16 protein-coding genes are annotated in these 13,319 nt (G+C 70.5%); 7 read left to right on the forward strand and 9 right to left on the reverse strand.

The features are described from left to right. The first annotated feature begins 61 nt into the window (after positions 1-61). The 3 genes from D7193_RS24350 (at position 62) to D7193_RS24360 (ending at position 1,055) form a co-directional block, all read left to right on the forward strand. Positions 62-418, forward strand: a complete 357-nt coding sequence (locus D7193_RS24350) for a hypothetical protein (RefSeq protein ID WP_120781844.1) — start codon at positions 62-64, stop codon at positions 416-418. Between the two features lie 103 nt (positions 419-521). Next, positions 522-677, forward strand: coding sequence for a hypothetical protein (locus tag D7193_RS33530; RefSeq protein ID WP_158674850.1), 156 nt, complete (start codon positions 522-524; stop codon positions 675-677). Between the two features lie 42 nt (positions 678-719). Then, positions 720-1,055 (forward strand): YnfA family protein, encoded by a 336-nt coding sequence (locus tag D7193_RS24360; protein WP_120781846.1) that lies wholly within the window; start codon positions 720-722, stop codon positions 1,053-1,055. 79 nt (positions 1,056-1,134) lie between these two features. Here the strand turns inward: D7193_RS24360 and D7193_RS24365 are convergent, their stop codons facing one another. After that, positions 1,135-1,809, reverse strand: a complete 675-nt coding sequence (locus D7193_RS24365; RefSeq protein ID WP_120782198.1) for a nucleotidyltransferase domain-containing protein — start codon at positions 1,807-1,809, stop codon at positions 1,135-1,137. Between the two features lie 209 nt (positions 1,810-2,018). On the opposite strand from D7193_RS24365, the gene D7193_RS24370 reads away from it, so the two are divergent. Further along, on the forward strand, positions 2,019-2,840 hold the full coding sequence (locus D7193_RS24370) for an alpha/beta fold hydrolase (RefSeq protein ID WP_120781847.1): 822 nt from the start codon (positions 2,019-2,021) through the stop codon (positions 2,838-2,840). Positions 2,841-2,876: 36 nt separating this feature from the next. Here the strand turns inward: D7193_RS24370 and D7193_RS24375 are convergent, their stop codons facing one another. The 7 genes from D7193_RS24375 to D7193_RS24405 form a co-directional block, all read right to left on the reverse strand. Then, on the reverse strand, positions 2,877-4,166 hold the full coding sequence (locus D7193_RS24375; RefSeq protein ID WP_241563366.1) for a radical SAM protein: 1,290 nt from the start codon (positions 4,164-4,166) through the stop codon (positions 2,877-2,879). Positions 4,167-4,344: 178 nt separating this feature from the next. Further along, positions 4,345-4,749 carry a superoxide dismutase, Ni gene (gene sodN, locus D7193_RS24380; RefSeq protein ID WP_120781849.1) on the reverse strand — a complete coding sequence of 135 codons (405 nt, stop codon included), beginning with the start codon at positions 4,747-4,749 and terminating at the stop codon, positions 4,345-4,347. 234 nt (positions 4,750-4,983) lie between these two features. Beyond that, positions 4,984-5,361, reverse strand: a complete 378-nt coding sequence (locus D7193_RS24385) for a VOC family protein (RefSeq protein ID WP_120781850.1) — start codon at positions 5,359-5,361, stop codon at positions 4,984-4,986. Between the two features lie 8 nt (positions 5,362-5,369). Continuing rightward, the gene (locus D7193_RS24390; RefSeq protein ID WP_120781851.1) at positions 5,370-6,197 is read right to left on the reverse strand and encodes a helix-turn-helix domain-containing protein; all 828 of its coding nucleotides are present in this window, start codon (positions 6,195-6,197) and stop codon (positions 5,370-5,372) included. Between the two features lie 29 nt (positions 6,198-6,226). After that, positions 6,227-6,586: a hypothetical protein gene (locus D7193_RS24395; RefSeq protein WP_120781852.1), complete on the reverse strand. Its 360-nt coding sequence runs from the start codon at positions 6,584-6,586 to the stop codon at positions 6,227-6,229. Between the two features lie 138 nt (positions 6,587-6,724). After that, positions 6,725-9,001: a catalase/peroxidase HPI gene (gene katG, locus D7193_RS24400; protein WP_120781853.1), complete on the reverse strand. Its 2,277-nt coding sequence runs from the start codon at positions 8,999-9,001 to the stop codon at positions 6,725-6,727. 23 nt (positions 9,002-9,024) lie between these two features. Next, positions 9,025-9,453 carry a Fur family transcriptional regulator gene (locus D7193_RS24405; protein ID WP_120782199.1) on the reverse strand — a complete coding sequence of 143 codons (429 nt, stop codon included), beginning with the start codon at positions 9,451-9,453 and terminating at the stop codon, positions 9,025-9,027. Between the two features lie 191 nt (positions 9,454-9,644). Between D7193_RS24405 and D7193_RS24410 the strand changes: the two genes are divergently transcribed. The 3 genes from D7193_RS24410 (at position 9,645) to D7193_RS24420 (ending at position 12,233) form a co-directional block, all read left to right on the forward strand. Beyond that, positions 9,645-10,115 (forward strand): GNAT family N-acetyltransferase, encoded by a 471-nt coding sequence (locus D7193_RS24410; RefSeq protein ID WP_120781854.1) that lies wholly within the window; start codon positions 9,645-9,647, stop codon positions 10,113-10,115. Positions 10,116-10,254: 139 nt separating this feature from the next. Further along, on the forward strand, positions 10,255-11,472 hold the full coding sequence (locus D7193_RS24415; protein ID WP_158674851.1) for a low temperature requirement protein A: 1,218 nt from the start codon (positions 10,255-10,257) through the stop codon (positions 11,470-11,472). Between the two features lie 155 nt (positions 11,473-11,627). Further along, positions 11,628-12,233, forward strand: a complete 606-nt coding sequence (locus D7193_RS24420; RefSeq protein WP_187356268.1) for a hypothetical protein — start codon at positions 11,628-11,630, stop codon at positions 12,231-12,233. 227 nt (positions 12,234-12,460) lie between these two features. Here D7193_RS24420 and map read toward each other — a convergent pair whose 3' ends face one another. Further along, positions 12,461-13,279: a type I methionyl aminopeptidase gene (gene map, locus D7193_RS24425; protein ID WP_120781856.1), complete on the reverse strand. Its 819-nt coding sequence runs from the start codon at positions 13,277-13,279 to the stop codon at positions 12,461-12,463. Between the last annotated feature and the right edge of the window lie 40 nt (positions 13,280-13,319).

Genomic DNA, 13,319 nt, shown 5'->3' on the forward strand with positions numbered 1-13,319 from the left:
CCCGAAACCAACGCCCGCTCCCCTTGCATCCGGTACCCGGGTACGGGCTTACCGTCGTGACATGAGCGACGGACACGTCACGACGGATGACTCCTGGGTTCCGGACGCGTGCACCCTGCCGACGGTCGAACAGCCGCTGCGGCTCGCGGAGTTCGACCAGTTCTTCCGCGACGCGGTCCGGGGCGTCGACCGGCTGTCCGCACAGCATCTGCGGCTGCATCTCGACGGCGCGCACCAGACCGAGTCGACGGCCCGGGACCTGGTCTCCCGTGAGTCGTCCTGCTGCGCGTTCTTCACGTTCGACATCGCACGATCCGACCTGGACACGCTGACGCTCGACGTGCGGGTACCGGCGGCGCACGCCGACGTGCTCGACGCCCTCACCCGGCGGGCCACCGCAGCCCGGATGCGGCGATGACCGGGCGAGCTTCGCCCCTCACGGGCGAGATCGACTCCAGATCGGCGATATGGCGGGGTCAATGGGCCGCCGTTACCGCGACATCGGCGATCTAGTGTGGATCATGGGCCGCCCGGCTGGTGATCGACTCCGCTTCCTTGAACTCGCGGTATCCGCCACGGCCGGACAGCCCGACTTCCAGGAACCCGAGTCGATCACCAACCCGCCACCGGGGCAGAACGAGCGCCAGGCGTGCGAGCTGCTCCTGCGGGCGGGATGACCAGCGCGAACAGGCGGCAACGGTGGCGATAGGGTCCCGCGTATGACGGTTGTCCGCTCGATCCTGCTGTTCGTCATCGCCGCGCTCGCCGAGATCGGCGGGGCCTGGCTGGTGTGGCAGGGCTGGCGGGAGAACCGGGGGCTGCTGTGGATCGCGGCCGGGGTCATCGCGCTGGGGATCTACGGTTTCGTCGCCACCTTCCAGCCCGACGCCAACTTCGGCCGGATCCTGGCCGCGTACGGCGGCATCTTCGTCGTCGGCTCCCTCGTGTGGGGCATGGTCGTCGACAAGTTCCGCCCGGACCGCTACGACGTCGTCGGCGCAGCCATCTGCCTCGTCGGCGTCGCCGTCATCATGTACGCCCCGCGGGCCAGCTAGCTGCCCGGACGGTCGTGGAACAGCAGCGGACGGGGCAAGGCGCGTGCGGCCTCCGCGGCCCAGTGCGGCACCTCGATGGTCACCGCAGGTTCCTTTCGCGTACCTCGGTGAGCAGCCGGTCCACGGCGGCCCGGTCCGGCTCCGCTGGCAGCTCGGTGCCGGCGGCGGCATCGTCGAGATCGGCTTGCAGGTCCGCCGTCCAGGCGGTGACCTCGTTCCAGGGCAGCTCTCCGCGCCGCACCGCGAGCAGCCGGTCGCGCAGGTGCCGAACGTCGACCAGGACCTCCCCGGTACGCAGCACGTGGGCGCCGGCGGCCAGCAGCCGGATCATGTGCATGGCCTGCTTGTGGTTCGTCTCGCCGGTGCGCTCGCGGCGGGCCGCCACCCGGTCGAGCTGGTCCCGGGCGTAGTTGCCGTACGTCTGCGCCAGCCGTTGCGACAGGAACGCGTGCCGCGCCGCGCGCAGCCGTTCCCCGTCCTCGGTGATCGTCTCGACCAGCGGTGACCAGAGCACCTCCAGCACCGTGGGGTTGCCCTGCAGGGCGAGCACGCAGAAGCGTTCGAACTCCCAGGAGAACTGCTCGGCCGCCGGTCCGTCGACGTGGGTGGGTGGCTTGTCCAGGTGCCAGAACGCCCGGGTCGGCGCCGCGTACACACCGCGCCGGTCGTAGTCGGACCCCGGGCCGTGCAGCCCGTACGCCCGGGAGCCGACCACGACCGCGAGGACGGTGTGCCGCTCGACAAGCTCGATCACGCTCGGCACGCTACCCAAGCGCCACCTGGCACCGGCTGCTCCCCCGCGTTTGCCCGTCCGGCCGCACGGCTTCCGCACCGCCTTCTAACATCGGGTGAAACCGACATTGCGGGCGCGCGTCCTGAGCCGTCTCGCGACGTCTCGGCGTTCCTGCGGTACCGGCCCGCCCGGCCGGCGTGCCGCGCGTGACGAACCGGAAGGACAGCGGCATGAGCTACATCACCGCCAAGGACGGCACCAAGATCTATTACAAGGACTGGGGTGCGGGTCCGGTCGTCACCTTCTCCCACGGCTGGCCGTTGAGCGCGGACGCGTGGGACGGCCAGATGCTCTTCCTCGTCCAGAACGGCTACCGGGTCGTGGCCCACGACCGACGCGGTCACGGCCGGTCGAGCCAGGCCTCGGGCGGCAACGACATGAACGGCTACGCCGACGACCTGGCGGCGGTGATCGAGGCGCTGGACCTCACCGACGCCACGCTGGTCGGGCACTCGACCGGCGGTGGCGAGGTCGCGCGCTACATCGGCCGCCACGGTACGGGCCGAGTCGCCAAGGCCGTCCTCATCTCCGCCGTGCCGCCGATCATGGTGCAGTCGTCGGACAACCCCGAGGGCCTGCCCATCACCGTCTTCGACGAGATGCGCGCCAACCTCATGAAGGACCGGTCGCAGTTCTACCAGGACCTGGCGCAGATGTTCTACGGCGCGAACCGGCAGGGCGCGACGGTCTCGAAGGGAATCCTCGACCAGTTCTGGCTGTGGAGCATGCAGGCCGGCCTGCTGAACGCCTACGAGAGCATCAAGGCCTTCTCCGAGACGGATTTCCGCGACGATCTGGCCAAGTTCGACGTCCCCACGCTGGTGCTGCACGGCGAGGACGACCAGATCGTCCCCGTGAAGGACTCGGCGCGGAAGACCGCCAAGCTGATCGCGAACGCCAAGGACATCTACTACCCGGGCGCGCCGCACGGCATCACGTCCACGCTCCAGGACCAGGTCAACAACGACCTGCTCGCCTTCCTGCGAAGCTGACCGAGGCGGCGCCGCGGTCCGCGGCGCCGCCTCCCCTCAGCTGTGCGCCGCGGCGGGCTCGGCGGGCAGGCTGTCCATGAACGAACTGACCGAGAAGACCGCGCGGCCGGCGCCGGCGGGGCCGTACCCGGGCGGGCTGGACAGGCCGTTGGCCTCCATGATCGACCGGTAGACCTCCAGCAGCCGGATGTGGTACTCCAGCGGCGCGCCCTGCGGGTTGGCCCGGCCGAGGGGCGTGGTCGGCTCGGGGCACCACGTGGTGAACCGCGGGGTGATCCCGCGGGACATGAAGTACTGCAGGCCCTCGGCGGTCGAGTCGATCGCCTCGTCCACGCTGGCGAAGCCGTGCGGCGCGGCCATCTCGACGCCGGCCACGAAGTTCGGGATGACGTTGCGCGGCCCGAAGACCTCGGCGGAGTCGAGGATGCGCCGGTGCCACTCCTCGCGGCCCACGTACCGCTCCTTGCCCGGGCAGTAGAGCTCGAACAGCCGCTTGTCCCACACCTCGTAGTTCGGGTGGTAGATCCGGATGCCGTAGTCGTGGAAGCGCTGCACGTCGGCGCGCGGCAGGGCCTGGGCCACCACCTTGCCGATCCACCGCCCCGGGAACCGCTCCTCGATCGCCTGGGCGTAGCGGCCGTAGAAGTCGGCCTCAGCCAGCCCGTCGACCTTCGAGGTGATGCTGCCGCCGGTCAGCGTGTACGCCTGCGACGTACGGGCGGTGTCGTACTTGTCGATGATCGCCAGCGCTTCGAGGACCTCGTCCACCGGCTTGACACCGGTGTACGGGCGGCCGGCCGCCTTGTGCTGGCGCCAGTTGTGGTTGATGTCGCAGTACTGGCACTCCTCCTTGGCGCCGAAGTACTGGCAGACCCGGAACGCGGTCAGGTAGATGAGGTAGCCCCACTGGATGGTGGGCGCGACCTCCATCACCGACTTGCCGTTGGCCAGCGTGTGCCGGTAGTAGTCCGGCATCGGGGGCAGGCCCACCTCGGCGATCGCCCGTCCGTCGAGGAAGAGCATGAGCCGCCCCTCGTCGTCGGGCCTCACCCGGTACGGCGAGTCCGGGTTGGTGCGCACCGACACGACCGTGCGGCGAAGCTCGTACGGGCCGCCGGTGAGCACGATCTCCTCCGGCGGGCGGCGCAGCGCGGCCTCGCCCAGCTCAGGAAGCGTCCGGTGGTCGAACGAGAAGATGAAGTACGACTTGGGCTTGACGTCGCCACTCTCGTTGTCGGTCAGCGCCGAGTCGTCGAAGGCGAGGCCGCCGCGGAGCAGGTCCTCCTTGATCACCGCCTCGCGCGGCACGTGAGGAAAGCGTCCCATGAGATCTTCGATGAGATCGGTACGCGATGTCATACGCCCCTCCTGAACGGGTTGCGCGAAGGGCCTCAGGGTGAGGAGCTGCCTGTCCGATCATAGTTGGGCCTCGGGACGGCGGCTCTGGCACCGGGTGGTGCCTGGCCGGCGGTACGCGGGCCAGGCACCACGGGGTGGTCGAGACTCAGCTCTGCTTGGTCTCCCAGAAGATCTTCGAGATCTCCTCGATCTTGGCGAGGAGCTGGTCGGCAACCGCCGGGTCCGCGGACCCCTTCGCGCCGCTGGCCCCGGCCAGCTTGGTGGCCTCGTTGAACAGGGTGTGCAGCTCGGGGTACTTCTCGAAGTGCGGCGCCTTGAAGTAGTCGGTCCACAGCACCCAGAGGTGGTGCTTGACCAGCTCGGCCCGCTGCTCCTTGATGATGAGCGCCCGGGTGCGGAACTCCGCGTCGGTGTTGGCCTGGTACTTCTCGGCGATCGCCTTGATCGACTCCGCCTCGATCCGGGCCTGCGCCGGGTCGTAGACCCCACACGGAAGATCGCAGTGGGCGCTCACGACGGTGCGTGGGCGAAGAAGGTGCGCCAGTCGCATCGGATTCCTTCCGTTGACGATGCCGTCTCTCGGGGCGGCGCGGGGACGACTGCCCGGTGACAGCCGAACCGTCGGTTGCCCCGGCGCGACCTGGTCGTCCGATCCCCGCGCCGCTCCTTGATCCACAACACCTCGACGCTAGGACCTCGACCCCACTTCATGTCAAGGCGGCGACGCCACTCCGGCAGGGTGTGCGACGTACCTCACCCGCCCGGTCTCGCGGCACCGTACGCCCTACCCCCGCCGGGCGATCATCCAGAGGTGGCCGAACGGGTCGGCGAGCCGACCGGCCCGCTCGCCGTACGGCTGGTCACTGATCGGGAAGACCACGGTGGCGCCGTGTTCTTCCATGCGGCGGCCGACCGCGTCGGCGTCGTCCACGTACAGGGCGAGAACCACCGGGGTGCCGCCGAGCGTGGGCGGAGCCGGGTCGCCGTCTCCCTCGTCCTTCACGGCGAACGTGACGCCGGCCAGTTCCAGTTCGGCGTGGACGATGCGTCCGGTGCTGTCGTCGGTGTGTCGGTTCAGCTCCGTGGCGCCGAGCGCGATCGTGTAGTACGCGATCGCCCGGTCGGCGCCGATCACCACGAGGCGCGGATACATACGGTTCATGCCCACGATCATCGGGCGGAGGCGGAGCCCTCGGATTGTAGAAACGGGACGTGGTTGCGCTCGGCCGCCGACCGCGGGGCGTACGTGCCGGGACGCTGCGCGGCGAACGCGTGGAAGTCGTGGATCATGTGGGCCTGGTCGTGGTAACCGCACTCCGCGGCGAGCCGCGCCCAGTCCCCGCCGGTGCGGGACGTCGCGGCGGCGGCCAGCAGGCGTTGGAAGCGACGCACCCGGGCGAATGTCTTGGGGGCCAGCCCCACCCGGGCGTGGAACAGACGCACCAGCCTCTTCGTGGTCCAGCCCAGCCGGTCCGCTGCCTCGGCCACGGTGGCGCCGTGGTGGAGCGCGGCCACGGCCACCGCGAGCGCCGGGTCCGGGCGCGGTGGCTCGCCCGCCGAGAGCAACGCGGACTCCACGGCCTCCCGCATGGCCTCCGGCGTCCTGGCCGCCAGCAGCCGCTCGCGCAGGACGGCGCCCCGCCCGCCCCACACGGCGTCCAGCGGTACGAGCAGGTCGCTCGTCTCCACGAGGCCGGGGAAGAACGGCGCTGCGCCACCCGGCCGGAAGGCCACCCACAGGATGGCCCGCTGGTCGGCGGTGTCGGCCACGGCGGAGCGGGTGCGCGGCCCCTGCAGCGCGGCGCCGCCCGTGCGGGTCGGGGGCAGGCCTTCCGGGGCGGAGTGGAGCGCGTCCCGGCCGAGGTTGACGAGCAGCTGGGCGGTGCCGGTCGGGAGCACCCGCTCCCGGCGGTGCGGAAACTCCCCCTCCAGGTAGCCCATGGAGGAGATGAAGGGCGCCAGCGCGGGTGAGCGCGGGCGGAACCGGACCACGTTCATGCCGGCCCGACGCTACCGTGCCGGCCGGCCTACCGCAGCCACCGCAGAGCGGCGTCGACGGTGTCCTCGGGGCTGCTGTTGAAGGCGATCGCGGCGCCGGGATTGTGCTGCCGGACAAGGTTGACCACGGTCTCGAAGAGCGCAAGCAACGGCTCGTACGTGCGGATGCCGCCGCCCACCACCACGCAGGCGTACCGCCTCCGGGTCAGTGCGTCGACGATCGCTTCTTCGGGGTTCTCGTCGGGTGCCACCAGGCACCAGTCGGCCTCGACATCACGATCGCGGAGCGCCGCCTGACCGCGCGCGATCGCCGCTACGACCGGCTGCGGATCCCAGCCCGGGATCCGAACGGGATCCAGGCCGATCACCAGTACGGGTCCGGCTGCCATGGATCCTCCCGGCGGTCTCTGGACGGGCACTGTGGCCGATGCTGCCACAGGCGGCGCCGGTCGTGCCCAGGGTCGGCTTCGACGCGCGAGCCCCGGCCGATCGGGTGGATCGGCCGGGGCTCGTCGGGTGGCGCCGGATCAGACCAGGTCGAACCGGTCCAGCTCCATCACCTTGGTCCAGGCCGCGACGAAGTCGGTCACGAACTTCTCGCGGGCGTCCTGGCTGGCGTACACCTCGGCCAGGGCCCGGAGCTGCGAGTTGGAACCGAAGATGAGGTCGACCGCGGTGGCGGTCCACTTCACCTGGTCGGTGGCCAGGTCGCGGATCTCGTACACGTGCTCCTCGGACTCCGACGCCTTCCACCGGGTGCCCGGGGAGAGCAGGTTGGTGAAGAAGTCGTTGGTGAGCACGCCGGGCTTGTCGGTGAGGACACCGTGCTGCGAGCCACCGACGTTCGCGCCGAGGGAGCGCAGGCCGCCGACGAGGACGGTCATCTCGGGCGCGGTCAGGTTGAGCATGTAGGCGCGGTCGACGAGCAGCACCTCCGGCTGGGTCTTCTCGCCGGGACGCAGGTAGTTGCGGAACCCGTCGGCGCGCGGCTCGAGGACCCGGAAGGACTCGACGTCGGTCTGCTCCTGCGAGGCGTCGGTGCGGCCCGGGTGGAACGGCACGGTCACGTCGACGCCGGCGTCGCGCGCCGCCTTCTCGACCGCGGCCGAACCGGCCAGCACGATGAGGTCCGCGAGGGAGATCTTCGCCCCGCCGGTGGAGTTGAACTCGCGCTGGATGCCCTCGAGGGTCTCCAGGACCGTCGCGAGCTGCTCGGGCTGGTTGACCTCCCAGCTGCGCTGCGGCTCGAGACGGATCCGGGCGCCGTTGGCGCCACCGCGCTTGTCCGTGGACCGGTAGCTGGCGGCCGAGGCCCAGGCGGTGGAGACCAGCTGGGCGGTCGTGAGGCCGGACTCCAGGACCTTCGCCTTGAGGGCCGCGACGTCGGCGTCGCCCACGAGCTCGTGGTCGACGGCCGGCACCGGGTCCTGCCACAGCTGGACCTCCGGAACCCACGGGCCGAGGAAGCGGCTGACCGGGCCCATGTCACGGTGCAGCAGCTTGTACCAGGCCTTGGCGAACGCCAGCGCGAACTCGTCCGGGTTCTCCAGGAAGCGGCGCGAGATCTTCTCGTACGTCGGGTCGACGCGCAGGGCCAGGTCGGTCGTGAGCATCGTCGGCTTGTACTTCTTCGACGCGTCGAACGGGTCCGGGATGATCTCCGGGGCGTCCTTGGCGACCCACTGCTTCGCGCCGCCGGGGCTGGTGGTGAGCTCCCACTCGTAGGCGAAGAGGATCTCGAAGAACCGGTTGCTCCACTCGGTCGGCCGGTCGGTCCACGTCACCTCGAGGCCGCTGGTGATCGTGTCCGGGCCCTTGCCGCTGCCGTGGGTGCTCAGCCAGCCCAGGCCCTGCGCCTCCAGCGGGGCGGCCTCGGGCTCGGGGCCCACGTGGTTGTCGGCGACGGCGGCGCCGTGGGTCTTGCCGAAGGTGTGGCCGCCGGCGATGAGGGCGACGGTCTCCTCGTCGTTCATCGCCATGCGGGCGAAGGTCTCGCGGATGAAGTGCGCCGCCGCGGCCGGGTCCGCGTTGCCGCGGGGGCCCTCCGGGTTGACGTAGATGAGGCCCATCTCGGTGGCCCCGACGCCGGCCGCCATCTCCTTCTCGGAGACGTAGCGCTCGTCGCCGAGCCAGGTGTCCTCCGGACCCCAGAAGATCTCCTCCGGCTCCCAGACGTCCTCGCGGCCGAAGGCGAAGCCGAAGGTCTTGAAGCCCATCGACTCCAGGGCGACGTTGCCGGCGAGCACGAGCAGGTCGGCCCAGGAGATCTTCTGGCCGTACTTCTGCTTGACCGGCCAGAGCAGCCGGCGGGCCTTGTCGAGGTTGGCGTTGTCGGGCCAGCTGTTGAGCGGGGCGAACCGCTGGCCGCCATCACCGGCGCCGCCGCGGCCGTCGTGGATGCGGTAGGTGCCGGCGGCGTGCCAGCTCATCCGGATCATGAGGCCGCCGTAGTGGCCGAAGTCGGCCGGCCACCAGTCCTGCGAGGTGGTGAGAACCTGGATGATGTCCTGCTTGAGGGCCTCGACGTCGAGCTTCGCGAACTCCTTGGCGTAGTTGAAGTTCGCTCCCAGCGGGTTGCCCTTGGGCGACTGAGCGTGCAGCACCGAGAGGTCGAGCTGGTTGGGCCACCAGTCCCGGTTGCTGCGCGGACGACCGCCGGTCTTCGGGGTCGGCGAGTCGATCGCCGGGTTCTCGCTCTCGCTGCCGTGCGCGGTCACGGAGTCGTGCGCGACCGGGCAGCCGGCCGCCTCCTTCTTGTCCACGCCCTGGGCGCTGACGGGCGCGTTGTCCTGGGTGTCGCTCATCTGGTTCCTTCCGAACTGGCGGATCACTGGGCGATGCGGTCGGTCGCGCAGCCGGGGCAGGTGCCCCAGTAGACGACCTCCGCCTCGTCGACCACGAAGCCGTGGTCGTCGGAGGCGGTGAGACAGGGAGCCTCGCCGACGGCGCAGTCGACGTCGGCGATCGCGCCGCAGGAGCGGCACACGACATGGTGGTGGTTGTCCCCCACACGCGCTTCGTACCGTGCGGTGGCGCCGGCGGGTTGGATGCGCCGCACCAGACCGGCGTCGGTGAGGGTGCGCAGCACGTCGTAGACGGCCTGGTGGGAGACCGTGGGCTGGTTCGCGCGCACCAGTGCGATCACCGTGGCGGTGTCGACGTGCGGGTGGTCGCGGAGGGCGGCGAGCACCGCCAACCGGGGCTGGGTCACGCGCAACGAGACCGCCCGCAGCTGCGCCTCGAGGTCGGACGCCATGCGAACGACCATAGTCCACTCGTCTGGAATTGTTCAAGTTTTGGTTCGGCTTCAATCCGGCGCATGTCGACGGAGCGGTGGATTGCGACCATATCGGGTGCACGGGCAGGCGGGGCGACACGGCGCCGACGTGGTGACCGTCACCCCGCCGCCGAAATGGAACCGCAACACGGTACCGACACCATCGCACCATGCACCTGAGCATCGAACGCGCCGACTTCGACGATCCCCGACTGGCGGCGTTCCTCCAGGCGCATCTCGACGACCTCGCGCCCACCGCCCCTCCCGAGAGTCGGCACGCGCTGCACCTCGACGGACTGCGCAGGCCGGACGTCCGCCTGTGGGTCGCCTCGATCGGCGGCGAGATCGCCGGAACCGGCGCACTGGCCGCCCTGGAGCCGGGTCACGAGGAGCTCAAGAGCATGCGGACCGATCCGGCGCGCCGGGGCCAGGGCATCGCGAGCCGTGTCCTCGACCATCTGTTGGGCGACGCGCGGGCACGCCACGTTCACCGGATCTCCTTGGAGACCGGCAGCATGGAGTTCTTCGCCCCGGCCAGAGCCCTGTACGCCAAGGCGGGATTCGTCCCCTGCCCGCCGTTCGGTTCCTACACCGACGACCCGAACAGCGTGTTCATGACCATGACGAGCCCCTTTCACTGAGGGGGGACACCGGCGAGCGTGCGGGTCTGCTGCCCCACCCTCACCGCCGGGTCAGATCCTCCCGGCACGGGCGCATTCCTCCGGGTGTACGGCGCCCAACTCGCTGTGACCGCGATCACACCCGACGAGGATGAGCGGTATGGGGCGTCGGGACGGCGGTGGACAGGGTGAGGACCTGCTGCTGCGTCGCGAGGACGTGCGGCAGGCCAACTTCCTGGAACTGTTCGTCGACCTGGTGCTGGTGTTCGCCCTGGCCGGGGTCGTCACCCGGGTCGCGCGGGACATCATCAGCGAGGACGTGGTCGTGCGGTGGCGGTCGATGGCCTTCCTGCTCGTCCTGGCGCTGCCGCTGATCTGGTTGTGGATCACGACCGCGCACATCACCAGCTGGTTCGACCCCCGCCGCCGCAAGATCCAGTGGATCGTCCTCGCCAGCGCCTTCGGGATGCTGGTCATGGCCTCGTCGGTCCCGCACGCGTTCGTCGGCCGTGGGCTGGCGTTCGTCGTGCCGTACGTGCTCCTCCAGTGCGGCCGGCCGCTCATCCTCATGCCCGCGCTGCGCGGCCACCCCCTGGGGCAGCTCTACCGGCGGACCGTGCTGTGGTGCGTGGCTTCGGCGGTGATCTGGTTCGCCGGTGCGGCCGTCAGTGGCGGCGCCCGCGCCGCGGTGTGGGGCGCCGCCGTGACCGTGGACATCGTGGCCGCGCAGCTGCGCTGGCCGGTGCCGGGCATGGCCCGCCCTCGGGTCAGTGCCTGGGCCATGGACAGCAAGCACCACCTGCCCGAGCGCTACCAGCAGTTCCTGATGATCGCCCTCGGGGAGACCGTGCTCGCCGTCGGCACCACGTTCACCGCAAACCCGATCACTCCGCTGACCGCGACGGGGCTGGCAGTGGCGTTCCTGTCCACGGTGCTGCTGTGGCGCATCTACTTCTACCGTTCCGGCCAGATCCTCGCCGAAGCCTTCGCCGCGGCCCGGGGGAAGTACGAAGCGGGCCGCGCCCTCGGCCTCGCCCACATCGTCATGGTGCTCGGCATCATGGCGACCGCGGTCGGCTTCGAGATCGTGCTGAACCACCCGGACGGCCGTCCCGAGCCGGCGTGGCTCGCCGCGAGCCTCGGCGGACCGGCACTGTTCATCTACGGCCGGATCCGCCTGGAACGCGCCGTGTTCAACCGGCTGTCGCTGCGCCGGGTCGTCGCCGTCGCCGCTCTCGCGTTGACCGCCGTCCCCCTGTACTTCGCCCCGCCCCTGGCGGCGTCGGCCGTGGCCGGGGGCGTCCTGCTCGCCCTCGCCCTCGCCGACGCCCGCCATGCCGCCGGCCGCCCGCCGGAGGCCCCCTCGCCGGCGCACTAGGCACGGCGTCGCCGCAGCGCCCGGCCATGCGCCGGAACGGACGCGTGGCCGTCCCGGGCATTCGGCGGGTACGGGGACAGTGAAGATGCTTCAATCGGGCCAAAGCGAACGAATGTCAGGGACACCGACAAAGTCCGCCCGCCGAGGAGCCCGCGATGCAGATGACCGCCACCGACAACCACGCCGTCGCCCAGGCGGTGCACGACATCGGATCCGCTCTCTGGTTCGGCGGGACGGTGATGGGTGTCGCCGGAGTGAACAAGTCGGGCAGTGACCTGCGGGACGGCATCGACCGCATCCGCGTCGCCGAGTCGGCCTGGGGCCGGTTCGGCCCGGTGCAGTGGCTCGGCATCGGCGCCACCCTGCTCGCCGGCGCGCAGCTGGCCCGCGTGGGTGGGCGGCGCATGCTGTTGCAGAAGGGCTTCGGCACGGTCGGCGCGGTGAAGGCCGGGCTCGCGGTCGCGGGCGCCGGGGCCTCCGTCTACGCCGCCTACTGCGGCAGCAGGATCGCGCGGCTCGCCGAGGAGGCGCACCAACGCGGCGACAAGGTCGAGGTACGCGACGCGACGCTGTCGACGCCGGAGACGCCGTCGGAGATCGCCATGTGGCAGCGCCGGCAGCGGGTCGGCTGTGGACGGAAAAGGTTGCTTCAGCGCGGCCTTCAATCGCGTCCACGGCGTCAGCCTTGGGGGCACCGCGAAGCCGAGTTGTCCCAGGCAAGACGGGGGAGCCTACGTTTCCGGAAACGCGTCAACCGCTAAATGATGTTCGTTCCGCGTCACCGCGTCCTCTACTGTGCGGTCGTGGTCAGCCCGGTGGATCGAGCGACATCCTGGAAGTAGTGGCCTCCGCCGGCCGTTGAGGCCACTACTTCCAGGATCTTGTGCGATCTTGGGCCGATCGGGCAGAGTGCGGCTGGGATTGCTCAGGAGTTCGCGGCCGGCCCATCCCCGGGACGCCCGGGTCGCACCCCGCGGCAGGGTGTGGCTCAGGAGGCCGCGGCCGACTTCTCGGTGGAATCGGCCGAGGTGGCACCCTGACCGGGACGGCGGGTCAGGACCTGGGGGCCGGAGGCCGTGATGGCGACGGTGTGTTCGGAGTGGGCGGTGCGGGAGCCGTCGGCGGAGCGGATCGTCCAGCCGTCGCGGTCGAATTTGATCTTGTCCGTGGTGCGGCAGAACCAGGGTTCGATGGCGATGGTGAGTCCGGGGTGGAGTTTGAGGCCGCGGCGGGCACGGCCGTCGTTGGAGACGTGCGGGGCCTCGTGCATGGTGCGGCCGATGCCGTGGCCGCCGAACTCGCCGTTGACGCCGTAGCCGTAGGAACGGGCGACCTCGCCGATCGCTGCGGAGATGTCGCCGAGGCGTCCGCCGGGCTGGGCGGCGGCGATGCCGGCCTCCAGTGCGACCTCGGTGGCCTCGATCAGCTTCAGGTCTTCCGGGTCAGGGGTGCCGACGATGACGGAGAGCGCGGAGTCAGCGACCCAGCCGTCGATACCGGCCGCCATGTCGATGCTGAGCAGGTCACCGTCGCGCAGGACGTAGTCGTGCGGCAGGCCGTGCAGCACCGCGTCGTTCACCGACAGGCACAACACGTTGCGGAACGGGCCGCGGCCGAACGACGGGGCGTAGTCCCAGTAGCAGGATTCGGCGCCGCGTTCGGAGATCCGGCGGCGGGCGTGGTGTTCGAGGTCCATCAGGTTGACGCCGACTGCGGCGACGGTGCTCAGCTCGGCGAGCAGCTCGCCGACGAACTGGCCGGTCACCGCCATCCGGCCGATCTCCTCGGCGGACTTGAGCTCGATCACGACAGCCTCCCTCTCGTCTGCGGTATTTTTATACCACGCC

The organism is Micromonospora costi (assembly GCF_003626655.1).
GTDB lineage: Bacteria > Actinomycetota > Actinomycetes > Mycobacteriales > Micromonosporaceae > Micromonospora > Micromonospora costi.

Coding starts and splice junctions, on each gene's coding strand:
- D7193_RS24350 (WP_120781844.1), top strand. CDS start 62: ATGAGCGACGGACACGTCACGACGGATGACTCCTGGGTTCCGGACGCG.
- D7193_RS33530 (WP_158674850.1), top strand. CDS start 522: ATGGGCCGCCCGGCTGGTGATCGACTCCGCTTCCTTGAACTCGCGGTA.
- D7193_RS24360 (WP_120781846.1), top strand. CDS start 720: ATGACGGTTGTCCGCTCGATCCTGCTGTTCGTCATCGCCGCGCTCGCC.
- D7193_RS24370 (WP_120781847.1), top strand. CDS start 2,019: ATGAGCTACATCACCGCCAAGGACGGCACCAAGATCTATTACAAGGAC.
- D7193_RS24375 (WP_241563366.1), bottom strand. CDS start 4,166: ATGGGACGCTTTCCTCACGTGCCGCGCGAGGCGGTGATCAAGGAGGAC.
- sodN (WP_120781849.1), bottom strand. CDS start 4,749: ATGCGACTGGCGCACCTTCTTCGCCCACGCACCGTCGTGAGCGCCCAC.
- D7193_RS24385 (WP_120781850.1), bottom strand. CDS start 5,361: ATGAACCGTATGTATCCGCGCCTCGTGGTGATCGGCGCCGACCGGGCG.
- D7193_RS24390 (WP_120781851.1), bottom strand. CDS start 6,197: ATGAACGTGGTCCGGTTCCGCCCGCGCTCACCCGCGCTGGCGCCCTTC.
- D7193_RS24395 (WP_120781852.1), bottom strand. CDS start 6,586: ATGGCAGCCGGACCCGTACTGGTGATCGGCCTGGATCCCGTTCGGATC.
- katG (WP_120781853.1), bottom strand. CDS start 9,001: ATGAGCGACACCCAGGACAACGCGCCCGTCAGCGCCCAGGGCGTGGAC.
- D7193_RS24405 (WP_120782199.1), bottom strand. CDS start 9,453: ATGGCGTCCGACCTCGAGGCGCAGCTGCGGGCGGTCTCGTTGCGCGTG.
- D7193_RS24410 (WP_120781854.1), top strand. CDS start 9,645: ATGCACCTGAGCATCGAACGCGCCGACTTCGACGATCCCCGACTGGCG.
- D7193_RS24415 (WP_158674851.1), top strand. CDS start 10,255: ATGGGGCGTCGGGACGGCGGTGGACAGGGTGAGGACCTGCTGCTGCGT.
- D7193_RS24420 (WP_187356268.1), top strand. CDS start 11,628: ATGCAGATGACCGCCACCGACAACCACGCCGTCGCCCAGGCGGTGCAC.